This is a genomic window from Pseudoalteromonas sp. MMG033, from assembly GCF_057197785.1.
Genome location: NZ_CM170070.1, coordinates 1,293,724 through 1,317,120, shown reverse-complemented (window position 1 = coordinate 1,317,120; position 23,397 = coordinate 1,293,724). Strand labels below are relative to the sequence as shown.

The 23,397-nt window shown below is 44.5% G+C and carries 23 protein-coding genes; 5 read left to right on the top strand and 18 right to left on the bottom strand.

Annotated elements, in window-relative coordinates; genetic code table 11:
* The first annotated feature begins 29 nt into the window (after positions 1-29).
* On the top strand, positions 30-455 hold the full coding sequence (locus AC2CZC_RS05795; RefSeq protein ID WP_484584139.1) for a YqaA family protein: 426 nt from the start codon (positions 30-32) through the stop codon (positions 453-455).
* A gap of 45 nt (positions 456-500) precedes the next feature.
* On the opposite strand, the gene folX is transcribed toward AC2CZC_RS05795, so the two are convergent.
* The 6 genes from folX to AC2CZC_RS05765 all read right to left on the bottom strand — a co-directional run bounded on the left by folX (position 501) and on the right by AC2CZC_RS05765 (position 7,436).
* Positions 501-875, bottom strand: coding sequence for a dihydroneopterin triphosphate 2'-epimerase (gene folX / locus AC2CZC_RS05790; RefSeq protein WP_063360915.1), 375 nt, complete (start codon positions 873-875; stop codon positions 501-503).
* Between the two features lie 19 nt (positions 876-894).
* Entirely contained in the window at positions 895-1,452 is a 558-nt protein-coding gene (gene folE / locus AC2CZC_RS05785) for a GTP cyclohydrolase I FolE (RefSeq protein WP_484584138.1), read from the bottom strand.
* Positions 1,453-1,511: 59 nt separating this feature from the next.
* Complete coding sequence (gene folM / locus AC2CZC_RS05780; RefSeq protein WP_484584137.1) at positions 1,512-2,219, bottom strand: dihydromonapterin reductase; 708 nt, start codon at positions 2,217-2,219, stop codon at positions 1,512-1,514.
* A gap of 252 nt (positions 2,220-2,471) precedes the next feature.
* Positions 2,472-3,311: an ammonia-dependent NAD(+) synthetase gene (nadE, locus tag AC2CZC_RS05775; RefSeq protein WP_484584136.1), complete on the bottom strand. Its 840-nt coding sequence runs from the start codon at positions 3,309-3,311 to the stop codon at positions 2,472-2,474.
* A 78-nt stretch (positions 3,312-3,389) separates the two neighbouring features.
* Positions 3,390-4,007 carry a YceH family protein gene (locus AC2CZC_RS05770; RefSeq protein WP_484584135.1) on the bottom strand — a complete coding sequence of 206 codons (618 nt, stop codon included), beginning with the start codon at positions 4,005-4,007 and terminating at the stop codon, positions 3,390-3,392.
* A gap of 99 nt (positions 4,008-4,106) precedes the next feature.
* A complete protein-coding gene (locus AC2CZC_RS05765; protein ID WP_484584134.1) occupies positions 4,107-7,436 on the bottom strand; it encodes an ATP-binding protein in 3,330 nt (1,109 codons plus the stop codon).
* A gap of 216 nt (positions 7,437-7,652) precedes the next feature.
* Between AC2CZC_RS05765 and AC2CZC_RS05760 the strand changes: the two genes are divergently transcribed.
* Positions 7,653-9,950, top strand: coding sequence for a penicillin acylase family protein (locus tag AC2CZC_RS05760; protein WP_484584133.1), 2,298 nt, complete (start codon positions 7,653-7,655; stop codon positions 9,948-9,950).
* A 23-nt stretch (positions 9,951-9,973) separates the two neighbouring features.
* Here the strand turns inward: AC2CZC_RS05760 and AC2CZC_RS05755 are convergent, their stop codons facing one another.
* A complete protein-coding gene (locus AC2CZC_RS05755) occupies positions 9,974-11,032 on the bottom strand; it encodes a GGDEF domain-containing protein (RefSeq protein WP_484584132.1) in 1,059 nt (352 codons plus the stop codon).
* 110 nt (positions 11,033-11,142) lie between these two features.
* On the bottom strand, positions 11,143-12,024 hold the full coding sequence (locus tag AC2CZC_RS05750) for a DMT family transporter (RefSeq protein WP_484584131.1): 882 nt from the start codon (positions 12,022-12,024) through the stop codon (positions 11,143-11,145).
* A gap of 300 nt (positions 12,025-12,324) precedes the next feature.
* Between AC2CZC_RS05750 and AC2CZC_RS05745 the strand changes: the two genes are divergently transcribed.
* A complete protein-coding gene (locus AC2CZC_RS05745) occupies positions 12,325-12,708 on the top strand; it encodes an MAPEG family protein (RefSeq protein WP_484584130.1) in 384 nt (127 codons plus the stop codon).
* A 3-nt stretch (positions 12,709-12,711) separates the two neighbouring features.
* Here the strand turns inward: AC2CZC_RS05745 and AC2CZC_RS05740 are convergent, their stop codons facing one another.
* Positions 12,712-13,428, bottom strand: a complete 717-nt coding sequence (locus tag AC2CZC_RS05740; protein WP_484584129.1) for a pseudouridine synthase — start codon at positions 13,426-13,428, stop codon at positions 12,712-12,714.
* 113 nt (positions 13,429-13,541) lie between these two features.
* Between AC2CZC_RS05740 and AC2CZC_RS05735 the strand changes: the two genes are divergently transcribed.
* Complete coding sequence (locus tag AC2CZC_RS05735) at positions 13,542-13,847, top strand: DUF6482 family protein (protein WP_484584128.1); 306 nt, start codon at positions 13,542-13,544, stop codon at positions 13,845-13,847.
* Positions 13,848-14,037: 190 nt separating this feature from the next.
* Positions 14,038-14,817 carry a hypothetical protein gene (locus AC2CZC_RS05730; RefSeq protein WP_484584127.1) on the top strand — a complete coding sequence of 260 codons (780 nt, stop codon included), beginning with the start codon at positions 14,038-14,040 and terminating at the stop codon, positions 14,815-14,817.
* Positions 14,818-14,843: 26 nt separating this feature from the next.
* On the opposite strand, the gene AC2CZC_RS05725 is transcribed toward AC2CZC_RS05730, so the two are convergent.
* The 9 genes from AC2CZC_RS05725 to lptM all read right to left on the bottom strand — a co-directional run bounded on the left by AC2CZC_RS05725 (position 14,844) and on the right by lptM (position 23,345).
* The gene (locus AC2CZC_RS05725; RefSeq protein ID WP_484584126.1) at positions 14,844-15,989 is read right to left on the bottom strand and encodes a TIGR02281 family clan AA aspartic protease; all 1,146 of its coding nucleotides are present in this window, start codon (positions 15,987-15,989) and stop codon (positions 14,844-14,846) included.
* A 23-nt stretch (positions 15,990-16,012) separates the two neighbouring features.
* Positions 16,013-16,891: a dTDP-4-dehydrorhamnose reductase family protein gene (locus tag AC2CZC_RS05720; protein WP_484584125.1), complete on the bottom strand. Its 879-nt coding sequence runs from the start codon at positions 16,889-16,891 to the stop codon at positions 16,013-16,015.
* A gap of 136 nt (positions 16,892-17,027) precedes the next feature.
* Entirely contained in the window at positions 17,028-18,551 is a 1,524-nt protein-coding gene (locus AC2CZC_RS05715; RefSeq protein ID WP_484584124.1) for a peptide MFS transporter, read from the bottom strand.
* Positions 18,552-18,708: 157 nt separating this feature from the next.
* Positions 18,709-19,410 carry an HAD-IA family hydrolase gene (locus AC2CZC_RS05710; protein WP_484584123.1) on the bottom strand — a complete coding sequence of 234 codons (702 nt, stop codon included), beginning with the start codon at positions 19,408-19,410 and terminating at the stop codon, positions 18,709-18,711.
* An 81-nt stretch (positions 19,411-19,491) separates the two neighbouring features.
* Positions 19,492-20,412: a tyrosine recombinase XerC gene (locus tag AC2CZC_RS05705; RefSeq protein ID WP_484584122.1), complete on the bottom strand. Its 921-nt coding sequence runs from the start codon at positions 20,410-20,412 to the stop codon at positions 19,492-19,494.
* Entirely contained in the window at positions 20,409-21,035 is a 627-nt protein-coding gene (locus AC2CZC_RS05700) for a DUF484 family protein (protein ID WP_063360888.1), read from the bottom strand. The genes AC2CZC_RS05705 and AC2CZC_RS05700 overlap by 4 nt, the downstream gene beginning before the upstream one ends.
* Complete coding sequence (gene dapF, locus AC2CZC_RS05695; RefSeq protein ID WP_484584121.1) at positions 21,032-21,862, bottom strand: diaminopimelate epimerase; 831 nt, start codon at positions 21,860-21,862, stop codon at positions 21,032-21,034. The genes AC2CZC_RS05700 and dapF overlap by 4 nt, the downstream gene beginning before the upstream one ends.
* Positions 21,863-21,908: 46 nt before the next feature.
* The gene (gene lysA / locus AC2CZC_RS05690) at positions 21,909-23,165 is read right to left on the bottom strand and encodes a diaminopimelate decarboxylase (RefSeq protein WP_484584120.1); all 1,257 of its coding nucleotides are present in this window, start codon (positions 23,163-23,165) and stop codon (positions 21,909-21,911) included.
* Positions 23,166-23,345 (bottom strand): LPS translocon maturation chaperone LptM, encoded by a 180-nt coding sequence (gene lptM, locus AC2CZC_RS05685; RefSeq protein ID WP_063360891.1) that lies wholly within the window; start codon positions 23,343-23,345, stop codon positions 23,166-23,168.
* Between the last annotated feature and the right edge of the window lie 52 nt (positions 23,346-23,397).

Genomic DNA, 23,397 nt, shown 5'->3' with positions numbered 1-23,397 from the left:
TTTTTTGGCAGGGTTGTAGTTTTTTATATATGGCTTATTTCAGTCTTTTCTTTAGCGCCTTCATTGCAGCTACGTTGCTACCTGCGTCATCGGAATTGTTGCTTTCGGGCATGGTGGTTAAGCAAACAGGCTTGTTGTGGTTACTATGGTTGAGTGCGACTTCAGGCAATGTGATTGGTAGTTGCGTGAACTATTATTTAGGCACTCAGGTCGATAGATTAAGCCACCGTCGTTGGTTTCCAGTATCACCAAGTGCGTTAGAAAAAGCGCGTAGTCATTTTCAAAAATATGGCACAGCGAGCTTATTGTTTGCGTGGCTGCCCATTATAGGCGATCCTTTAACGCTGGTTGCTGGCGTTTTTAGAATAAAATTCGGTCTATTTTTGCTATTGGTCAGCCTAGGAAAGGGGTTACGATATGCCTTGGTGATAGCGTTAGCACTGGAGCTCTTTTGAATGAAAGTAAAGCCTTAAAGTTGGCGCTATAAGGCTTTACCAATATCAATCAATATTACGCTTTTTTTGCCACTCTAATGTTAATGATACGGAATCTGCAAACCTCAATGCATGAGGTTTATCGACCCGCACACGTGCAAACGTCACATCAGGGTGAATATGGCATTGTGCCAAGATATCGGCCACGAGTTTTTCTAATAATAAGAAGTGACCGTTCTCTACTAACTTGATAACTGACTTGGTAATGGTTTTATAATTTAACGCATGTTCTACTTCATCTAATTGCACACACTCAGTATCGGCTGGGTAATGTATTTCGATATTGATGACGACATCTTGTTTCTTTTCACGCTCTTCTTCATTAAATCCGATAAAAGTACGTAGTCTCAGGTTAGTTATATTGATAATTGCATTGTGCATCATGGCCTATCCTTGCAAGCTAGCCGTATTTTACGAGCTGTAAAAACTCGTTACGCGTTTTTGCATCTTCTCTAAAGTTACCGAGCATGACTGAAGTACGCATTTTCGAGTTTTGTTTCTCAACACCGCGCATCATCATACACATATGTTTTGCTTCAACAATGACTCCCACACCTCTTGCACCTGTAACTTCCTCAACCGCTTTAGCAATTTGGTGAGTGAGCTGCTCTTGGATCTGAAAACGACGAGCAAACATGTCTACAATTCGAGCAAACTTAGATAAGCCTAACACTTTACCATTTGGAATGTAAGCAATGTGGCAACGCCCAACAAAAGGCAGTAGGTGGTGCTCGCACATTGAGTACAGTTCGATATCTTGAATGAGGACCATATCATCTGCATCAGATGAAAATACGGCATTGTTGGTGATTTCATCCAGTGTTTGTCGGTAGCCTTGAGTTAGATACTCCATTGCTTTGGCAGCGCGTTTTGGCGTATCTAGTAGACCTTCGCGATCGACATCTTCACCTACCGCGTTAATGATTTCTTTGTAACTGTTTTTTAAATCTTCATGCATAATATGACTCGCAATTCATTATCTGATGAGTTCAAGCGAAATATCAGCGTCGCTGAACTTTACTTAAGGTGTCTTCCACCATCTACGGCAAGTGTTCTACCTGTTATATAGTTGCTATTGAGCAATAGCTCAATGCTCGCAATGACTTCTTGGCATCCTGGTTCAATGCCCATTAAAGACTTTTGCAGTGTTTTTGCTTTATAGGCCTCATCATCATGTTCATTAAAAATAATGAGCGATGGTGAGACAGAATTGACTTTAATATTAGGGGCGTATTTTGCGGCAAATGAACGGCTCAAGTTGTCTAGGGCAGCTTTGCTGGCAGCGTAGGCTATGTGCTTGGGGCTGCCTTTTTCTGCAACGTAGTCTGTGATGTGAACAATATCGCTGACCTCATTTGAAGCCTGCAGTAGAGGTGCTAAGGCCATATTGAGCAAATAAGGTACTTTTGCGTGAATACGCATCATGTTATCAAACAAAGCATCATGATCAGGGTTTAGTTTTTCACAGTCCCAGCTTGAAGCATTATGAATGACAGCACGTAATGCGTTGGTGTGCCCTGTTATTTTCTCTACAAGTTGCGCTATTGCATCTGGTTCATTGAAGTCGACTTGGATACATGTCACACCTTTTGCCTCTAACTCATCGACGCTTTTATGTCGTGTCCGGTAAGTCACAATCAGCGGTAGATCAGCAGAAATAAAGTGCTTTGCAAGTGCAAGCCCGATACGTTGTGCTCCACCTGTAATTAAAATTGGGGCTGCCATTATGTTTCCTTAAAAAGTGGTGTCTTGTGACTATAAATCTGGTGAAAAAATCAGAATATGCTGTGCTTTTGGCACCATCACTGACACATTTGCCAAATTAATACGGGACGAGTTGCCTTTGTGATCACTAACTTAGCATGGGTTTTCAGTGACTGTATAGTAACTTGTTACTTTTTTGTTAAATTTAGGGCTCGGCTATACAAAAATAAAAAAGGGTGCAAAGTGCACCCGATCTATAGACAAATTTTGTGCTTACGCTTGCTCATCATACACTGTTGGAATAGGTTGTCGTTTGTGCTGCGTTCGCAGATAAATAGCAACAAGCTTATCTTCAACTTCTTGTGTAACGGGCTGGCCTTCCAAGAAGTCATCAATGTTGTCATAGCTCAATCCGAGTGCGTCTTCATCAGCTAGACCCGGTCGGTCACATTCTAAATCAGCAGTCGGTATTTTATCGACTAGTTGCGCAGGTGCGCCCAGTTTCGCGGCAAGTGCACGTACTTGGCGCTTTGATAAACCAAACAAGGGTGCTAAATCACAGGCTCCATCACCAAATTTAGTATAAAACCCGGTAATATTTTCTGCGCTGTGGTCCGTGCCAACTACAAGACCGGCGCTTAAACCTGCAATCTCATACTGTGCAACCATACGTTGCCTCGCTTTCACGTTACCTTTAACAAAATCAATTTGGGTCTGTTGAGGTAGCGTCAGATCTGCGTCTGTCATCGCTTGCATAGCCTGCTCGTGCATGGCATCTGCAGCCGGCTTGATATTGACAGTCAGTCGCTTAGAAGGTTTTATAAAATCCATCGCTAGCTGCGCTTCATCTTCGTCGGCTTGCACACCGTAAGGTAGCCGCATTGCAATGAACTGATAAGATTTATCAGGATGGGCTTGATTTAATTCATCTACAGCTAGTTGGCAAAGACGACCACAAGTTGAAGAGTCAACACCCCCGCTGATCCCAAGAACAAGGCTTGTGCAGTGTGCAGATAGCAAACGCTGCTTGATAAACTGAACGCGACGTGTGATCTCTTCTGTCACGTTGATGCTGGGTTTAACTTTCATTTCGGCAATTATTGCGTCACGCATTGAATATCCTCAGGCCTATTTATTTTCTTCACAAATAGTGTAATTGATCCACAAGTCTCTGGGCAATGATGTTTTTAGTTAAAGTCCAAGATGTTGCTTTATGGCGTTAAGCTCGGCTTTTAACTGATTTATTTCCTCTAGCAAAGCATTCAGTTCATTTGGATTATTGATATCTGCTTGTGCTGTCGTTTGTGGCTCTGGTGCATCACCAAATAAATGTTGATAGCGGCTTTCGCGTTTGCCAGGCTCACGCTCTAGTTTCACCACGAGTTCTTTTTCTTGTAGTTGAGTTAATGCCGTTTCAACTTCACTGACATTGCCAAATTCAGCTAAGCGACCACTGCGGGTTCGCAATTCCCCTGGCGTTTGTGGGCCGCGAAGCAACAGTAAGCAGACAATGGCACGTTGTTGCTCGTCCAGTTGTAAACTACTGAACTCTGTATTACAAAAACGGTGTGTATATTTAGTCACACGTCCCGATAATGCCTCGTCACACATTACTAAGCGCTGCGTTTTAAGTTGTTCTAAGCCATCTAATACATCTGATTCGGTCAGTGAAAGTACAGGCTCTCGATTGGACTTTTGATTGCATGCATTGGTGAGTGCATTCAATGACAGTGGATACTGATCAGGTGTGGTGGTTTCTTTTTCTAATAGGCAGCCAATTAAGCGCTGTTCTATGGTAGTGAGCTTCATAGTTTCCCTTTTCAAATCGTATCGTAATATGAAACGTGGCCGCGCTTGATTGTGACTAACTGAATGTACGCACGCAAAGCTCAGGCCATTAAATTAGCTTTACTCTATGCTATTTAAGGATATTTTCCTAGTTGTGCTGGTCCACTCTTGAAGTGATTGTGTCAGTAAATCGAAATCGATGGGCTTGCTTAAATACGCATCCATGCCTGCGGCAAGGCACTTCTCTTCATCACCTTCCATCGCATTTGCAGTGAGGGCAATGATGACAGTATCTTTATGATGTGTGCCCCCTTTTCCTTGACGGATCACCTGTGTGGCTGTGTATCCATCCATTTCAGGCATTTGGCAGTCCATCAAAATGATATCGTAAGGTTGCTCTGTCTTTTGTAAGTGCTCAACGGCTAATCGACCATTGGCTGCGCAGTCTGCTTTGATCCCAATCTTCGAAAGTAAGCTCAGTGCCACGGTTTGATTGATTTTATTGTCTTCAACGAGTAACACCGAACAATCTAGCTGTATGTTTTGAGGTTCTTGCTGTGCAGTGTGCTGCTTTTGCACCAGTGCTAGCGCGGTTGCAGGGGTTAATGGGGCAAGCACCGTGTTGCATTCATGCACTTTTGGCAGTGCCGCTAATTCATCTGGGGTATGGCACAAAATAGCATAGTTGAGTTGATGTTTTTTGATAAATGAGAATAGGGCCTGAGAGATCAACTCAGAACTCTGTGTGAGTACAGTGGCTGTTACTATGAGCGCTGGATGGGTGTTGCTTTGTGATTCGCAGAACTCTAGCGCATCGGGGATCGTTAAAAAATGTTCTGTTGGCACTCGCCATGCATTAAGCATATGCCTAGCACTCAACTCAGTTTGTGGGTGTTGATCGATAATGAGTAGGTAATCACTGGTACTTTCGAGCGCTTTTATGGGTTGCGCATCTTGTAATTCAATATAAAAAGTAAAGGTACTGCCGACGGAGAGCTTGCTGTATGCATGTAAAGCGCCGCCGAGTAATTCGCACAGCTGTTTTGCAATGGTGAGCCCAAGCCCCGTGCCACCGAACTTACGCGTTGTGGAGGGATCTGCTTGTGTAAAAGAGTCAAATATTTTATCTAGCTGCGCCTTACTGATCCCAATGCCAGTATCTTCAATGCTGCACCAAAGACGCGTATTTTGATTGCTTTGCTCAGTGTAGCAAGTCAGGGTTATCTTGCCGTTTTCAGTGAATTTAATGGCATTACTGATCAAATTATTCAATATTTGCTTTAAGCGGTGGGGATCTGTATTGGCATATTGATACTGCATATTACGACTATCGAGGAACAGCTCGGTATGCTGATCAATGGCCTTCGGCGCAAAGGCTGCAAAGCAATCACTGATAATTTGAATGAGATCGCATTGCACAGTATCAATCGACATTTTCCCTGCCTCGATCTTAGAGAAATCGAGGATATCGTTAATGATGGTTAATAAAGACTCTGCAGAGCTTTGCGCCAGCGTGAGGTGGCGTTTTTGCCCGTCATTTAAGTTTGAGCTGTTAAGAATATTAAGCATGCCTAAAATGCCGTTCATCGGCGTACGTATTTCATGACTCATACTGGCTAAAAAGGATGCCTTTACTTTGGCAGATTGCTCGGCCAGTTCTTTTTCCATTACGGCTTGATGTTGTGCTTGTTGTTGCTGTTGACTGCTAAACAGGCTCGCGAGCATGGCTGCGATGGCTTTCAAAAATCGCTTGTCACTTTGCGTCCACTGTGGATAAGCAGTGTTAAACTCTGCGGTTAATGCACCATACAAGGTATCCTTAAAGAAAATAGGAACAAATACAATGGCATCGATCTCAAATGGGGATAGATATTGCTCATTGATCGCACGCGTGACCGAATGGCTTTTGGCTGACCAGGCTTCAATGGTGTGCCTACTTATTAAGGCATTAAATAAAGCGGCCTGAGATGTTCTGCGCCATGGTGGATAGTGTTGTAAGCTGTCTTTTTTAGTATTACTAAAGCAAGCTGGATATAGATGGGTTTGCTCGTCATTAAACAGCCAGATACTGGCTCGTGTCGCCCCAACTCCTTGGCAAATGGTGTCTATACAAAGCTCTTGAGCACGATCAATATGGCTATTTAAAATGGCTTCATGTGTGCTGAGCTGTGCCAATAATTCATTATTTTTAGCAACCTTTTCGTGTTCAACTTCCATGGTTTTACGTTGATGAATATTTTGAATAGAGCCAAACACTTCAAGGGTTTTGCGACCGGATGTTTTCGTTTGAGCTTTGATCAGAACCCAGCAAGGCGGTTTGTCTTTTGGGACGATTAAAAATTCACCTTGGAAGCTTTTACCGTTTTTGATTGCTAAGCCCATGGCGTCTTGGAAGCGCTTTCGTTGGGCGCCTTCTTTAAAAAACTCAGTGCTGCCCATCCAAGTTGGTTGGTAATGAGGTGGTACATTAAAAATCTGCTGTGTAACGGTAGACCAGTTAATATGATGGCTGCTGAGCTCGACTGACCAAGCACCGACTTCTGCCAAGGAGCCCATACTGGTCAGTGAATTTGCTTGATCTTCGAGTTGTTTTAATAGTCGTGTAAAGAAGACAAAGGCGACCATAAAAATGATCACAATGGTGAGTAATGCAAGACGAAATGGCCACAGGGCTGATTCTTCTCCAGACCAGCCAAACCGAGGTGCTGCATAGAGTACCCAAGAGCCCGATGGCACGTTAATTTCAAAGGTTAATGGGTTAAGTTGCTGAATATCACTTGTACCATAAAAATATGCGCCCTGTGTACCACGGGCATGTTGTCCGCGTATGGCGATTTGATAGTTGTCTTCAAGTTCACTGAGCTGCGTATTTTGATACAGCTTTTGCATATCAATGACCACAGAAAGCAGCCCCCAAAATTGACGATCAGCATCATAAACAGGTACGCGCGCTATGAGGGCGTCTCCACCTTGCAAGAGTTTTAGTGGACCTGCCAATACAATCTCACCGGTTTGCTGTGCTTGTAATGCTTCAAAGCGTTGGGTGGGGTGGGTACGATAGTTTAATCCAAGGGCTTTCTCATTCCCTTCTAGCGGGTAGATGAATTTTAAAACCATATCTGGGGCGGCGCCCAAATTGCGTAACACCTCATCGGTTTCAAATAGGGGAGCCGCGATCTTGGCAAATTTTTCTTGGGTTAGGGTTTGTTCATTACCCAATGCAATTGCAAGCCCCCGAACTAATTGAATATTGGCGGCCAACTGCCCTTCGATTCGCGTCCGATAGACATTCACTTGCTCATAAGTGCGGTTTTTTTGAACTTCAATGAGGTGTTTATAATTTACTCGATCGACATACCATCCTGTGGCAATGATCACAGTTAACAGTATGAGCACTCCGAGCTTTGATAAGATAGCTTTCCTTGGCGGCACAACATTCTCTGTTTGCATGTCTGGTCTGTCGGTTCCATGAATATGATAACTATAGTTGGCTTGCTAAAAAGTCGCCAAACCAAAGTGCTTTAAATGAATTGCAAAAAAAGCATGATAGGTTCATTGGTGTTGACGTGTTTTTGAATCTGCCTCATTGACTTGCTATAACTGATGAGCAAGTTTCTCTATGGTGTAGGGGCGCAGGTACTCGCTCACTCAAATAAAGGAAGGTATATGCTGAAATGGTTAAAGATAGGTATTTCAATTGTGGTGATAGGGGTACTCGCCGTGACTGCAATGATTTATGGTGTACTCTCGTTGAGTTTGCCCGCGCTGGATGGGCATGCAAAAAGTCAGGCTCTAACAGCGCCAAGCACGTTGAGTCGAGATGGTATTGGACAGGTCGTGATTACGGCAAAAAGCCGCCAAGATGCAGCTTTTACTCTGGGGTATGCCCATGGTCAAGATCGCTTTTTTCAAATGGATTTGTTGCGACGTAATGCAGCTGGAGAGCTTAGTGAGCTATTTGGGGAAGGCGCACTAGAGCTTGATAAATCACTGAGATTCCATCAATTTCGACAGCGCAGTGAACGGATCATTGCAGCAATGAGCGAGGCGGAGCGTACCTTGCTCGAGGTATATGCGCAGGGCGTTAATGAAGGCCGAGCGCAAGCCGGTATGTTGAGTTTTGAATATTTACTGCTGGGCACTGAGCCGCGTCCATGGCAGCCAGCTGACTCATTGCTTGTCATTTTTAGCATGTATTTAGACTTGCAGGCTGCCACGTTTAAACGAGATAAAACTTTAATCCATATTGCCGAGCAGTTTGGTCAGTCGATGGTTGATTTCATATTGCAGCCGAGTCAATATCAGGCTGCGCTAGATGGTAGTCTACTCGCCATGCCTGTTGTGCCCATTCCAACTTTAGATAAGCAAAACCTGTCAGTAAAACAGATCCCCCAAATTACAGAAGCCCCCATATTTGGCAGTAATAACTGGGCCGTGGTGGGGAGTTTGACCTCAACGGGTGCAGCCATGGTATCTGATGATATGCACCTTGGCCTCAATGTGCCCTCAATCTGGTACCGTGCCCAATTGAACTATCAAACTGAATCTGCAGAGCCAGTTACAGTGACTGGGGTAAGCTTACCTGGGGTGCCCGCAATTGTGGTGGGCAGTAATGATAAAATTGCTTGGGGTTTTACTAATGGGTATCTAGACACCGCAGATTGGATAGAGTTGTCTGAGCAAACGCCTCTGCAAAGCATCAATGAAGAGATTAAATTACCAAATGGCCAAGTGCATACTTATACATTGTCGCTCAGTAGATTTGGTCCCGTTAAGGCGTTTAACGGTAAGCAATATGCGCTGCAGTGGGTCGCACATCAGCCATATGCGGTTAATTTAAATTTGTTGCAGCTAGAAACCGCAGAGTCTGTGGTGCAAGCACTGAATATCGCACCGCATGTTGGCATTCCAGTACAGAACTTAATGGTGGTTGATAAGCAGGGCAATGCCGCATGGCGACCTATTGGTGCCTTGCCATCGCGGGTGTTTCCGAGTGATTTGGCGGTCTCGGCTAATCGTGCAGAGTTACCCTTATGGCAGCAAAATGAATTGGTTCGGCCACAAGTGATTAACCCTGATAATGGTAAGTTATGGACTGCGAATTCACGTGTTATGTCGGCACTGGAGCACCGCCGTTTTGGCGATGGGGGATATGCACTTGGCGCGCGTGCGGTACAGATCCGCGATAGATTATTGGCTGATAGCCAATTTAGTGAAGCCAGCTTTAATCAGTTACAGTTAGACAATGAAGCGCGTTTTTTACTGCCGTGGCATGAGCTGCTGGTTGAAACCCTAACAAACTCTCAGGCCCCTTTAGCTGATCAACAACAAATCCTAGATTACTTGGCTGATTGGCAAGCTTGTGCATGCAGTGACTCAGTAGGCTACACCTTGGTGAAGTATTTTAGAAAGAGCGTGATTGACACCGTATTTAGCCCCATTGAGTCCTCTTTAAATGCGCAAGATGAAACGCTCAGTCACTTATCGCGGTATTTTGAGCCCGCACTTTGGCAACTATTGGCGTCTAAACCAACAAGCTGGTTGGCACAGCATGCAGATTGGCAGCATTTACTTGAGGCTGCTTTTGTCCATTCACAGCAAAAGCTGACAGCACTATTTGGCAGTAATATGGCGAACTGGGCATGGGGCAAGGTCAATATGCTTACAGTGCAACATCCATTTAGTCAGCAGATGCCTTTTTTAAGTCGGTTTTTAGACATGCCTACAGTCCCAGGTTTTGGCGATAGCTTTATGCCAGCAGTGCAAGGAAAGCGTTTTGGGGCATCACAGCGCTTTATTGCGCAGCCTGGGTTTTTAAAGAATGCCGTGATGACAGTGGCAGGGGGTCAAAGTGGTCACCCGCTTTCGCCTTATTATCGCAGTGGTTTTGATGCCTATGCACAAGGTGAATTGACGCCGTTATTGCCCAGTGAAATAAGGCATACGATAACCTTGTCTAAATAAGAAAAGCCCATTTAAGCGTTCTGTCATACGGCTTTTAATGGGGCGCTTGTAGTACGATTACGCCCCTGCGCTTTGCTCATGTAAAGCGCATCATCGGCTAACTTGACGGCGATACGAAATGGCAGAGCAGGGGACCACTGCGCTATGCCAAAGCTCATGGTGACCTGTAATTCATGCGTATGAAATATATGTTGTGCAATATCGCGTCGCAGGCATTCCACGCGTTCTTGTGCATGGTGTAAATCGCAGTTAACTAATACCAGCAAGAACTCCTCGCCTCCCCAGCGCACTGCAATATCAGACTCTTGTGTGTATTTATTAATTTTTAGCGCAACTTCAATCAAAACATCATCACCAATATCGTGGCCAAATTTATCATTGATGTTTTTAAAATGATCAATATCCGCCATGATGATGGTTAATTGTTGTGACGTGTTGACACAATTTTCTTGTGCGTTGTTTATCAGCTCTTTAGCATAGCGACGGTTAAATAAACTCGTTAAAGGGTCTTTGGCGGCCAGTTGTGCAAGCTGATAACGGTTGGAGAAGGTCACTTCACGAATATGGCCAATGGTGTAAATACTAGGTATGGCACAGATCAGCACGTTGATAAAATGGATGAAAGGCGCCAGTTCGCTAAATAAAAATTGGCTATTCACCTTGCCAAATAACTCGAATAAAAGTGCAAAGGTGATAATAAGCATCAAAGCCATTGCTGAAGCGATTTTAAGCTTAAGTTGGTAATCGAGTAAGATCAGGCTGGCGATTGTCCAGAGGTAATACTGAAATCCATAGTCCATGCCTAATGTGGCGCAAACAAAAATAGAGTGCAGCGTGACTTCCACGCAAAATAGCCGCAAGGCCAGATGGCTCTTATTCTGATGTAGTAGTTTGATGCCGAGTGACCAAGCGATAACACTGCCGATATTGACCACGGCTAATATCAGAATGTCACAGTACCAGAACAACACCAATAGTAAGCAATGGAGCCCTAAACAATAGTAAGCCAGCTGTTTGAAGAGCCGAATTTTAACTTGTTCGACGCTGTCTGGTTGACTGAAGTAATGTTGACGTGTTGCCACACCATGCTCATATATCTTTGATGATTAGTTGAGTATAGGAGAAGGATCACCTGCTGAACAATTGTTGCTGGCGGACTCTCAACTGTGGCTCGTGTCTTGGTATTTTTACCTCAGAGTATATCGCCCATCATCACCAGTATGGCTGCCAAAGCAATTAAGCAAAGACCGAGTGTATCGCGCTTTTTAGGTGGTGATTTAAGCCAAAATGTCGCAATCAAGAGGGTAAAAAAGACTTCAATTTGCCCCAATGTTTTGACATAGGCGACATGTTGAAGACTCATTGCGCTAAACCAACCAATAGAGCCGATGCAACTGCTTGTGCTAATCAGTAACACCATAAATAGGTGTGATTTAAGCGTCTGCCACGCCTTGGGTTCTGTGATACCGATATATAATGACAGAATAAGTGTTTGGCAACTTAGGACACAGAGTAAAACCCAGCCTGCGCTGTGCGGAAATGGTAAGCCGGATGCAAGAGATGCCTCTCTCACCCATAACGAAGTTAGCGCAAAACATGTACCACATAACAGCCCGAGGCAGGCAGTTTTGAAATTGAACTGTTTAAAGCTAAACCCACTGAGCAGCAATACGGCAGCGCCGCCGATAAGCACGCCTATCCAGCCTAACCATGTCAGTGCCGAACCAAAAAATAGCATGCTTAATATCGCGGCCATTAATGCTTCACTTTTTGCTAGCCCTGCGCCAATTGCAAAGTTTTTTTGTTTGAATAATACGACCATCAATGCGGTGGCGATGATTTGCATAAAGCTTGCCGCGAGTATGTAGATGATAAGCGGTTGCGAAGGGGACAGAGGTGGTGCAGGCTCAAATAGATACAACACATATAAATACAAACCGGCAATTGGGGTAGCAAAGATAAATCGGGCAAGCGTCACCATACTTACGCTGGCATGTTGACTCAGCTTACTTTGCAGCGCATTGCGCCAAGCTTGGCTCATAGCGGCAAGACAGGTAAATAAAATCCACCCCATAATCGACCTTGAATAAATGAGTTTTTTATTAAACTACTATTTTATGGTGCTGAATCATAATGAATTTTCGTGATGTTGAACATATCACTAGGGGACGAGCACACTGCGACAGTCTGTCACAGTGTACTCTTTTTACAAATTGCCTATACTGTATTCGATGTTACTCATAAAGCCACTAACGTGTATTAGAGTGGCTTTATTTCCCGCCTAAATGTCTGTACATTATCTGACCTAGTGTGTATTTCAACTAGACGATAAAACGAGAATAAATAGCACCTAGTTCAAACTCAAGGAGTGACCATGACCGTCATTATTATATGTGCGTTAATTGCGGTGATTTTGCCTTATGCAGCTAAGATACCGATTATCATTGCGGCCAATAAAGCGGGTGGCTATGACAACAAGCAGCCCAGAGCTCAGCAAGGTCAATTATCTGGATTAGGTGCCCGTGCTGTGGCGGCGCATTATAACTGCTTTGAGTCTTTAATCGTGTTTGGAGTCGCTGTTGCTGTTACCCTCTCTACAGAGACTACAGGCAGTGCAATTCAAAGTTTGGCTATCGCGCATATTATTGCGCGCTGCTTGTACTGTGTGTTTTATTGGACGGACTTGGATCTACTGCGTTCTCTGAGTTGGACCGTTGGCATACTTTGTCCTATTACCATGATAGTGATGTGCTTGTAACTGTCACTGAGATGTTTGCAAGGTCAAATCACTGATGGCGATTTGACGATATTGCCCCTCGGGTAATGCATGTGCGTCAAGCGTTAGGTTAGCGATGCGAGTTCGATGTAGGTCGACAACACGGCGGTCGCAGTATTTCGCCATTTTTCTTATTTGTCTATTGAGGCCTTGTTTTAAAATGATGATAAAGGTCTTGCTGGCAACTTTCTTGACTGAGCAGGGTAACGTCAGCTGCCCATCTACTGGCACACCTTGCGACATTTTTTGGCAAAAACTCTCATCAATTTCTCTATCAACGGTCACTCTATATTCTTTCTCTTGATGTTGATCCGGATGGATCAGTGCATGACACAACTCTCCATCATTGGTTAGCAGCAGTAAGCCGCGGCTATCTTTGTCTAATCGACCTATCGGATAAACACGTGCGCCCTTTGGTAGGTGATGGACTAAACTTGCAGGGTCTTGCTCATTTAGTTTGCAGTCTACGCCCACAGGTTTGTGATACATAAACAGGAGTTTAGGTGCCAGTCCTGTAATTTTTTTGCCTTCGACGTGTATTTCGTCTTGCTCAGTGACGTGATCAATATGATTGGCTGGGCGACCATTGACTTGCACTACGCCTTGTTCAATGAGTCTCGATGCTTGACGCCTTGAGCAGACACCACAGTGGCTGAGGTATTTAGCTAAGCGCATGGGAGGGGGATTAATTGGTTCGCTCATGGGCACTTTTTAGTAACAAGGCAAGCTGGCATGATAGCAAAATTATTGGCATATGTATTGGCACTAAACCTGACGATGAAATCTTACGTATAAGGTTAATTTGGAGGCTAAAAATGAAAATCACGCTCGCTGCGCTCGCAGATAAACCCATGATAGATAAATTTGTTGCTAATTCGCTCGAGCAGGCACTGTATCAACTAACGGTGTGTTTGGGGGACACAGAGTATGTAGTGGTGGATGCCAAAGGACAAGCCATCAAGGCGCACAACCCGTTAGCACTGCAAAAGATGATTCAACATTTACCATACAAGGCAATGACATTGCGCCATCAAAGTGCCTATGACGAAATGATTGGGCAACCGCTGAGGCAAGGCAGTAATCAGCTCGAAGTTCCCTTTGGCGATAATAAGCTTTATTAGGTTAATGTTGAAACAATGTATGCTTTTTTACACATGTTCGACATAAAAACTATACGATAATATTGAATACTGATATTTATCTATTTTTTGTAAGTTATTGCCTTTTAAGTTTTTTATTTTTAAATTGCGCGTCATTCATTTTTATAAATAACTTCATTTTTATTTTTTTTCACACTTTATTAAAACAATCATGCGTTTTGAGGTTACACTTAATGTAACTTGGGTTAACTTGGTGTTACTTGTTGTGGAGATCAATAAATTACAGCGGCATTTAAGTCAGCGTAGTGATCTTGTGCGAGTAGGTGAACCACACGAACGTGGTCACCTGATCCCCGCTCGTGCAATTTCAAAAACTAAAACATTACTGTCATTGGGTGTAAATGATAATTGGCGCTTCGATAGAGCGTTTCAGGCCTTAAACCCTGACTGTAAAGTGGTGGCGGTCGATCATAAGCTGAGCTTATCATCTGTGCTGAGTGAAGCATTCGGCAGTGGTTTGAAGTCATTGCACAGCGCTTTGATGGGCAAATTAAAGCAAAGCAAACGGCATGCGCAGACGATACTTAATCAAGTATTGCTTTATACCTTTTACAGCAGTCATACCCGTTTAGTACGTCGCCGAGTGAGCAATCAAACCAATGAGTTAGACATTAGTTTGGAAACCTTGATTGCTGTTTATGGCACGCTAGATGACAATGCGACCATGTTAAATATCAGGATGGGCTGTGAGCAATCTCATTTGCTTGAGGATATTATTTCATTACAAGATATGCTCAGTGTGGTGACGATTGAGTTATCACCTTTACCTGATAGTACGTGCCAAGTTGAAGCCTTTATTGATCGCATGTCGACTTGTTTTGATATTGTACATGTCTCTAGCAATGGGGTTGAAGTGGACCAGATCACCGAGATGGCGTGCCTAGCTGCACCACTTGAGCTGACCTTTATGAATAAGCGACTATCCAGTTAGTTCACTGGCTTTTTATGCTTAGTCGCTTATCTCGGTTTTAAAATCAGCTCCGCTGTGTGCTGATCTATCTCAAACTCAAAATGACGCAAAAAATTCATCCCTAATAACCCAGGCCCATAATGTGATTGTTCCATTACACCAAATTCGAATGGCGTTTTTTGTTTGGTGCCAATCTGGATACCCGCACTTTGGTAAAAGGGGACTTCTGTAATGCCGTTAGCAGTACTGACACGCCTTGAATTGATATAATCAACATCATAGGCGAGCTGTTCAAATTGTGCTGCGGTTAAGGCGGTGACACTTGCACCTGTATCTATCATTAATGCAATATCTTGACCGGCAATTTTGGCATTTAATACGTAATGCTCACCGTGACGTATAAGTGGAATGCGCTCAACTTGTTGTGTCGCGTTATCAAGTCTAGCTTTAAGTGGTGCAATGGCTTGGTGCTGTAACTGCTGAGTGCTCAGTTGCGCGAGTAATAACTCTGCTTCTACGGTATTGTTAAGCGCCAAATGTGCTTCAACGATGGCCGCAACAATAACCATACTGTTGGGCTGTTCACTGAGCCATATCTGGCCTTGGCTAATGATTTCATGCCAATTGCTTTGTGTTTTAAGTTGCTTTAGCTGCTGTGCAATTAACTGCGTGAGAATATCTTGCAGTTGTGTATATTCAGGGTAAAGGTGGAGTAATTTGAGGTATCGATATATGGCTTCGTTGTGCTCATCAAGAGCAAGATAAACATCGGCTTCTAACTGCAAAGCGATAAAGTCGTTGGGCTTTAAAGCTAAAATTCGTTGTACAAATAACAAGGTATCAGACCGCTGCTGAGTGCTTTGACGATCTAGCCCTTCTCCTAATTGCCTCAGCCAAACATGCACCTGTTGTATGTGCGAAAGTGGATTCGGCGTGTTTTCCCAAAGTGAAATGGCGGTCAGTATGTCACCGCGATTAAAGTGTTGTTTGGCCAAAGCTAATGGATTAATTGCTGTCGATACTGCACGGGTTGAAGGCGCGGTTATTGAGGCGTCATTCATGGCCAATATTGTGTGGGGCGGATTATTATCAGTACGTAAAAGGCTCTTTAAAATAGACTCTGGGCGCTGCCACTCTAAATAGACATTGAGGGATAAAGAGCACATCAGTAAAAGCTGAAGTAAATACCGCATAACCATGTGCTCCTTTGAAGTAATTAACTTGTATGCTGACTGAGCACTTTGGCGAGTGCCGTGGCAAAATCACGTTGATGTATAATGTTCATGGTATTTAATCGTGTATCTTGCAGCGCGCAGTTATAGGGTCTTGCTGCCGTTTGTGAAGGCTCAGGCAGTGCTTCTAACCCGCTTGTATCAATATCTAATACTTTGGCGATATGAACGGCCATATCGTATTTGGTCATTGATTGATTTCCTGAGATATGAAAAATCCCGCTTTGCTTATCACGTGGTTGAGCGAGTAAAGCGTTCAGAGTCAGGGCGATATCCTCTACATGTGTCGGAAAACGTACCGCCCAGTCGTCATGTGCACTGCTGCGATTTTTCAGTACTTGCTCAGCAATGATGGTGACCGCTGACTCGGCTAAGTATTCTACATCACCATATAAAACAGGTACTCTTACAATGGTATGCTGTGGGCTAACAGCCAAAACAGCTTGCTCTGCCTGTGCTTTACTTTGGCCATAAAAATTCACGGGCGATCTTTGAGCGTTTTCATTATATGGCGCTGACTGTCCATTAAATACATAATCAGTGCTGATCAGCACAAATTGAATGTCTCGGTCCTTACACTGGCGTGCTAAAAACTCTGCAGCTTGAACGTTCAAGGCTATGGTGGCTTGATGATCGTTTTCACAAATGTCGGGTTTGCGCTCTGCGGCTGCATGCACCAAAACATTAGGCTGATGAGTATCTAAAAATGTGGTTATGGATGCTTGGTCATGTAAATCAAGTTGCTCGATGGGAGGCTTAGCTCTACTAAACCCTGTGCCAATAACGTTATTTGATTGGGACAGTATCTTGACTAGTGCGCGCCCGAGTAATCCAGTGGCGCCTGTAACGACAATTTTATTCATTGTTTTCTCATCTTTTTTATCACCTGTTTATCTTAACGCTAGCATGGCGCGTACTGAAGAGGAAATGCGGTGAAATAAAAGATAAAAACCAAGAAAGGTGAGATACGGCACGCCAGTGCCGTATCTGTTTATGAAGTTATGCAGTAGGTTGCTGCGTTTGGCCTTCCCAAATTTTCGCTCTAAAACTAAATAGCAAAATAAGGATACCGACACCGATACCAAACAAGCTGATCTGTAGGTAAAGGTTTGGAATTTGATCCACTTGCTCTGGGTCAAAGTTACCCGCCAGTAATCCTGAAATGATGTTACCGATAGAGTAAGTCAGTACAAATATCCCCATCATTTGGCCTGCAAAGCGCTTTGGTGATAACTTACTGACCGCACTTAATGCCACAGGGCTTAGACAAAGCTCGCCGACGGTATGCAGGAAGTAAGTCGTAATAAGCCACATCGGTGCTACTTTTAAGCCTTGCGCCGCGTATTGAGAAGCGAAAAACATCACAATAAATCCTGTTGCCATTATGATCAGACCAATTGCACATTTAAGGCTGTATGAAGGGGTGATCATACGTTTGGCAAGGTTGATCCAAAGTGCGGCAAAGAAAGGCGATAAAATAATGATGAAGAATGAGTTTGAAGATTGGAACCAGGCAGTCGGGACGGTAAAGCCAGCGATCACTCGGTCAGTATAATCTTGTGCGAATAGGTTTAAAGAGGAGCCAGCTTGCTCGAAGCCTGACCAAAAACACGCTGATGCCACACAGACTAAAAACAGTGCCCATAGCTTTTTCTTTTCACCCTCATCAAGGTCGCCCGCAAAATAAATATAGCCATAATAGCCAAGGAAAATCACAGTAAAGGCAACAGCAACATATTGTGCAAGCGTCACAGGTTCGATAACGATCACGCCGGCATAAGTCAGTGCGACAATCGCGGCGGTTGCTGCTAGAACAGCGCCGATTGCAAGCCACGCATTTTTACTGCCAGCGGGCGTTAATGGGTGACTCGGCTTGTCACCGACACCTTCAATGTTGCCAAGCGTCATGCGATACTGAACAAGACCGATTGCCATACCCACGGCCGCCGCGCCAAAGGCCCAGTGCCAACCGACATTTTCCATAAAGTAACCACACACCATGTAGCCAATTACCGAGCCGATATTAATGCCCATGTAGTAAATGGCGTAGCCACTGTCGCGGCGCACATCTTCACTGCTGTATAGTTGGCCGACCATAGCACTGATATTGGGCTTTAATAAGCCTGTACCCATGGCCACTAGAATGAGGCCGATGAAAAACGTACTTTGGGCTGGAATAGCGAGCACGATATGCCCGAGCATGATGATAATACCGCCATACCACACGGTTCGTTGACCACCAAGCAGGCGGTCAGCTATCCAACCGCCGGGTAGGCCGAGGAAATACACTGCGCCTGTGTACAAACCATAAATCGCGGTTGCTGTGGCAACGGTGAAGGCAAGACCTTCTTCTTGTAGGCTTGCGGTCATAAATAAGACCAACAAGGCGCGCATGCCGTAGTAGCTCATACGCTCCCACATTTCAGTGAAAAATAGGGTTGAGAGGCCTTGTGGATGACCGAAGAAACCCGTGTCTAACTTGTTGTCCGGTGACTCAGCAGAAGCTGCTTCGTGAGATGACATAATGACTTCCGATTCTGTGTTTTTATATTTGAAAGCCAATATTAGTACGTTATCTATACTGTGAATGCAAATTTAGCAGACTAATTGCGAATTGACAGTGCCCAAATAAAGGTACCTTTTGGTTGAGTAATCGTTATTTGAGCACACTGATTGATGCTTAACACAGCGCTTGAAGCTGGTGGATATCTGAAATTTCAATATCCGCAAGGCCCTTGTAGCCATAGGGGGTATCTTGATTATTTAACCATACGCTTTGACAGCCAGCATGGTTCGCGCCCTGTACATCGGTATCTAAACTATCGCCAATATGTAAGATCTGTGCAGGCACTATGTCTAAATCACGGCAGGCGCGCTGAAAAAGGGCATCGCTTGGTTTTGCTTCACCATCGGGCCCTGCTAAGTATACCTTTTTAAATACGCCAGCTAAGTTAAACTTGTCGACCTCAACATTACCATTGGTGATGGCAACTAAGGTGTATTTTTGGGCTAAGTTATCCAACAGAGTCAGTACAGAATCAGCAACCGTGATTTGACTTCGGGCGTCAGCAAATGCCTGATAGGCACCATGCGTATGTCGTGTGATCTCTTCCGCTGTTAAGTTTAATTGTGACAAACCATAAGCAAGTGCAACTTTTCTCCATTGTGTGACATCACTTTGTAAGTGTGGTTGTGTTTCACCAATATGGTGTCTGCACTCAAGCCAATAGTCACCGCCTTTGGCTGCCCATTCAGGGATGGCTTGCAGATAACTGTGCATGGCTTTGATTGCACCGAGAATAATAGGGTGGTTATTGTAAAGTGTGTCGTCTAGGTCAAAGCTTAAGACTTTAATAGGTGAGATGGCTCGATTAAATCGCATAGTGCACGTTAAGTTGGACAACAATGTTTTTATTGTAAGCGAAAAGCAGTGCCTGAGTGAACCCGAATACGTATCGCTTGGCTAAGGCTTTTTTTGCTTGGCTCTTGGGTGGGCTTGATCGTACACCTTGGCAAGATGCTGAAAATCGACATGCGTGTACACTTGCGTGGCAGACAAGCTGCTGTGCCCGAGCATTTCCTGGATCCCGCGCAGGTCACCACTAGACTCTAATAAATGGCTAGCAAAGGAGTGGCGTAACTTGTGCGGATGCACGTTGGCACTGATCCCTTGTTTTATGCCCCATTCCTTCATACGCGCGCGCACATGCCGGACAGAAATACGGGTTTTGCGACTACTCACAAACAAAGCAAGCTCTTCCTCGTGGGCAAACATAGGACGCAGTTTTAACCATGCGTCAATGGCTTCGCGGGCTTTACTGCCGACAGGCACCACACGTTCTTTATTGCCTTTACCCAATACACGGATCTCTCCGTCACGAATATCATACAAGTTGGTATTCACTAATTCACTAATACGCAGGCCACTTGAATACATGAGTTCCATCATGGCTTTGTCACGAACAGCTAATGCGTCATCATCCTCGATATCGAGTAGCTGCATCATTTGATCAACATCGAGGTTCTTTGGCAGTGGCTTTTGAAACTTCGGGCCTTTTTGTGCTGCCGCAGGGTCGTGCACACTGTCTGAATCTGCGTGCTTAGTTTTTAGAAACTTATAGAGGCTACGAATACAGCTGAGCTTGAGGTTAATGCTGCGAGGGTTGTATTGTTGTGCGCGTAATTGCATTGAAAAGCGTCTAATTAATTCGCTGCTGACACTCGACCAGCCATGGCAATGGGGGGAGAAAAACTGTGCGGCTAAGGTTAGCTGAGTTTGATATTGCGTTAAGGTGTGCGCTGAATATTGCTTTTCATAGCGTAAATAGGCCATGAAGTCGTCAATAGGGGTTTGCCACTGAGCGCTGAGCGGTATGTCGCTCATGCGAGCTCCTTGAGCCGTATTTGCAATGAAGAGACCAGTTCATTAACAAACAAATTACCGTTATCAGGTGAAAAGTGGTCTGCACAGTCACTGGCAAAGGCCAAAATTGCGGTGGGCTTATCACTTGGACCAAGTAGGTAAAGGGCAACAGATTGACAGGCAAAGCCACTGAATAGCAATTTTTGCTCTTCTAAATCTAGCCGCCCCAAATAGCGAGATAACTTGTTAAAACGTCTACTCACCAGCTCTTCTAACGTGGTGTCATAGGGGATCAGCTGACACACGGAAATTTTCGGCGATTGCGATAAGGTATCAGCGAGGATATCTGCCAACTCTTGAAAGTTCTTGCAGTACCATAGAGCACGTTGGCAATCACTAAACAATTTGAAAATGAGTTCATTTTCTCTTGCTGAGTCGATCATGGTGCTGATTTGTTTTTTGAGCTTGGTATTTTCCTCGCGAAGTAGGCGCTGCTGCATCAAGGCGAGGTTGGGCGCACCTTGGTGCTGGACATGCAGGTTCATGTCTAAAAGTAAATATGGGTGCTCAAGCAAAAAGTCCGGATTTTGCTGTAAAAATGTCATCACATCTTGGGCTGACAAATTTGTTGGGTTGTTGCTCATATTGCTACCTGTCCATCAAAAACATGTTCCGCAGGGCCTGTCATTTTGACGGGCTTATTACCGCCACTCCAGCGCACTTGTAACGTGCCACCAGGTAAGTCAACACGCACTGTATCGGCTAACTTGCCTTGTGCAATGCCAACAGCCACTGCGCCACATGCACCGCTGCCGCACGCTAAAGTCTCTTGTGCACCACGCTCCCATACCCGAAGCTTGATATGTTCTCGGTTAATGATTTGCATAAAGCCGACATTAGTCCGTTTTGGGAAGCGCTCATGGTGCTCTATTAGCGGTCCTAAAGTATCGACATCAGCGGTAGTTATATCATCAACTTCGATGATACAGTGTGGGTTACCCATGGAGACTGCGCCACAAAAAATGGTGTGCTCATTGGCTCTTAGCACATAAGTGAGCTCACTTTGTTGTGCTTTGAAGGGAATATCTTGTGGCGCGAATTGCGGTGTTCCCATATTGACGGTGACCTGACCATCTTTCTCTGTATATAAGGTAATGTCTCCGCCCTTAGTGGAGACACTGACCTTATGTTTGTTGGTGAGGCCTTTCATTCTAATAAATCGGGCAAAACAGCGCGCACCGTTGCCACATTGCTCGACTTCTGTGCCATCGGCATTAAAAATACGATAATGGAAATCTAAATCTGGGGAATAAGGCGGCTCGACCAGTAATAATTGATCGAAGCCAATACCAAAATGTCTATCTGCGAGCTTTTTAATTTGATCACGCGACAAAAAAACGTTCTGTGTGACGTTATCAATCACCACAAAATCGTTTCCTAAGCCATGCATTTTTGAAAAATTTACAAACATATTACCTAACTATTTAGCCGCTGAGTGCGATACAGGATCGCTGTTATTATTCTGAAAGTAACGCTTCGCCTTGCCAGAGCGACTCCAGTGACTCTCTTGCACGCACTACTTGCGTGCGCTCCCCATCGACCATAATTTCTGCCACTCTGGGGCGTGAGTTGTAATTTGAGCTCATAGTAAAACCATAAGCACCAGCGCTGCGCTGAGCAAGTAAATCTCCCGGTAAAATAGCTAAACTTCTATCTTTACCAATGAAATCACCGGTTTCACACACTGGGCCTACGACATCATAGAGGTGTTCTGGTGTGCCATCATTTCTTGGACTCACGGCAATGATTTCTTGCCACGCTTGGTATAGTGATGGACGCAACATGTCGTTCATACCAGCATCAACAATCGCAAAGTGCTTGCCGGCTGTAGGCTTCAAGTACTCAACTTTAGTCACCAGTAGGCCAGCATTGGCTGCAATGGCACGGCCTGGCTCAAAAATCAGTTCCAGCTCACTGTACGAGGCTAATCGCGCGATGACTTGTGCGGCGTAAGCACTTGGGTGAGGTGGCTTTTCACCATCATAAGGAACCCCGAGTCCACCGCCAATATCTAAGTGGTGAAGCGTGATCCCCGCAGATTTTAAGGTATCAACCAAGTCTAATACTTTATCTAATGCGGCTAAAAACGGCTCTACTTCGGTGAGTTGGGAGCCGATATGAAAATCTACCCCAACGACCTTGATCCCCGGTAAAGCACACGCCAATTGATAGACGTCAAATGCTTGTTTGATATCAATACCAAACTTATTTTCTTTCAATCCAGTAGAGATATACGGATGGGTTTTGGCATCGATATCTGGGTTAACACGAATAGAGACTGGCGCTTGCACTTGCATCTGCGCGGCAATATCCGAGATGCGCTCAAGTTCAGCTTGAGACTCGACATTAAAACACTTAATTCCTTGCTCAAGGGCAAAGGTAATTTCTTGAGGTGTTTTTGCTACACCAGAAAACACCACTTTTTTAGCATCACCGCCTGCCTTTAATACACGCGCTAATTCCCCTTGGGAGACAATGTCAAAGCCTGCGCCCATCTTTGCCAGCACATTGAGCACCGCAAGATTACTATTTGCTTTGACTGCATAACATACGAGATGTTTATGACTTGCTGCGGCATCTGTGAATGCGCGATAGTGACGCTCTAAAGTTTTGCGTGAATAGACGTAGCACGGTGTACCATATTGCGCGGCAATATCTTTAACGGCAACTTGCTCTGCGTACAGTTCGTTATCTTGATATTGGAAAAAGTCCATTTACTTATCCTTTTCGTCAGCGTTGTTGTTTTCCTGCGGTGTTTGTTGTGTGGTTGAGCCACGGTTTTTATCTGCGTCTTCAGGTAAATACAGTGGACCACGTTGCCCGCAAGCTGTTAACGTTAAGATGCTAGTCAATGCTAGGGCAAGTAAGCTAAATTGAGTGTATGTCGCTTTCATTAGATTAATGATGTCAGTGCCTTTATAATCGCAGAGTAACAGAATTCGCGAA

Coding starts and splice junctions, on each gene's coding strand:
- AC2CZC_RS05735 (WP_484584128.1), top strand. CDS start 13,542: ATGAAAATCACGCTCGCTGCGCTCGCAGATAAACCCATGATAGATAAA.
- AC2CZC_RS05795 (WP_484584139.1), top strand. CDS start 30: ATGGCTTATTTCAGTCTTTTCTTTAGCGCCTTCATTGCAGCTACGTTG.
- lptM (WP_063360891.1), bottom strand. CDS start 23,345: ATGAAAGCGACATACACTCAATTTAGCTTACTTGCCCTAGCATTGACT.
- nadE (WP_484584136.1), bottom strand. CDS start 3,311: ATGCGTGACGCAATAATTGCCGAAATGAAAGTTAAACCCAGCATCAAC.
- AC2CZC_RS05720 (WP_484584125.1), bottom strand. CDS start 16,891: ATGAATAAAATTGTCGTTACAGGCGCCACTGGATTACTCGGGCGCGCA.
- AC2CZC_RS05715 (WP_484584124.1), bottom strand. CDS start 18,551: ATGTCATCTCACGAAGCAGCTTCTGCTGAGTCACCGGACAACAAGTTA.
- folM (WP_484584137.1), bottom strand. CDS start 2,219: ATGGCAGCCCCAATTTTAATTACAGGTGGAGCACAACGTATCGGGCTT.
- AC2CZC_RS05770 (WP_484584135.1), bottom strand. CDS start 4,007: ATGAAGCTCACTACCATAGAACAGCGCTTAATTGGCTGCCTATTAGAA.
- AC2CZC_RS05700 (WP_063360888.1), bottom strand. CDS start 21,035: ATGAGCAACAACCCAACAAATTTGTCAGCCCAAGATGTGATGACATTT.
- folE (WP_484584138.1), bottom strand. CDS start 1,452: ATGCATGAAGATTTAAAAAACAGTTACAAAGAAATCATTAACGCGGTA.
- AC2CZC_RS05750 (WP_484584131.1), bottom strand. CDS start 12,024: ATGGGGTGGATTTTATTTACCTGTCTTGCCGCTATGAGCCAAGCTTGG.
- AC2CZC_RS05730 (WP_484584127.1), top strand. CDS start 14,038: ATGCGTTTTGAGGTTACACTTAATGTAACTTGGGTTAACTTGGTGTTA.
- AC2CZC_RS05760 (WP_484584133.1), top strand. CDS start 7,653: ATGCTGAAATGGTTAAAGATAGGTATTTCAATTGTGGTGATAGGGGTA.
- AC2CZC_RS05745 (WP_484584130.1), top strand. CDS start 12,325: ATGACCGTCATTATTATATGTGCGTTAATTGCGGTGATTTTGCCTTAT.
- folX (WP_063360915.1), bottom strand. CDS start 875: ATGCACAATGCAATTATCAATATAACTAACCTGAGACTACGTACTTTT.
- AC2CZC_RS05710 (WP_484584123.1), bottom strand. CDS start 19,410: ATGCGATTTAATCGAGCCATCTCACCTATTAAAGTCTTAAGCTTTGAC.
- lysA (WP_484584120.1), bottom strand. CDS start 23,165: ATGGACTTTTTCCAATATCAAGATAACGAACTGTACGCAGAGCAAGTT.
- AC2CZC_RS05765 (WP_484584134.1), bottom strand. CDS start 7,436: ATGCAAACAGAGAATGTTGTGCCGCCAAGGAAAGCTATCTTATCAAAG.
- AC2CZC_RS05705 (WP_484584122.1), bottom strand. CDS start 20,412: ATGAGCGACATACCGCTCAGCGCTCAGTGGCAAACCCCTATTGACGAC.
- AC2CZC_RS05725 (WP_484584126.1), bottom strand. CDS start 15,989: ATGCGGTATTTACTTCAGCTTTTACTGATGTGCTCTTTATCCCTCAAT.
- AC2CZC_RS05740 (WP_484584129.1), bottom strand. CDS start 13,428: ATGAGCGAACCAATTAATCCCCCTCCCATGCGCTTAGCTAAATACCTC.
- dapF (WP_484584121.1), bottom strand. CDS start 21,862: ATGTTTGTAAATTTTTCAAAAATGCATGGCTTAGGAAACGATTTTGTG.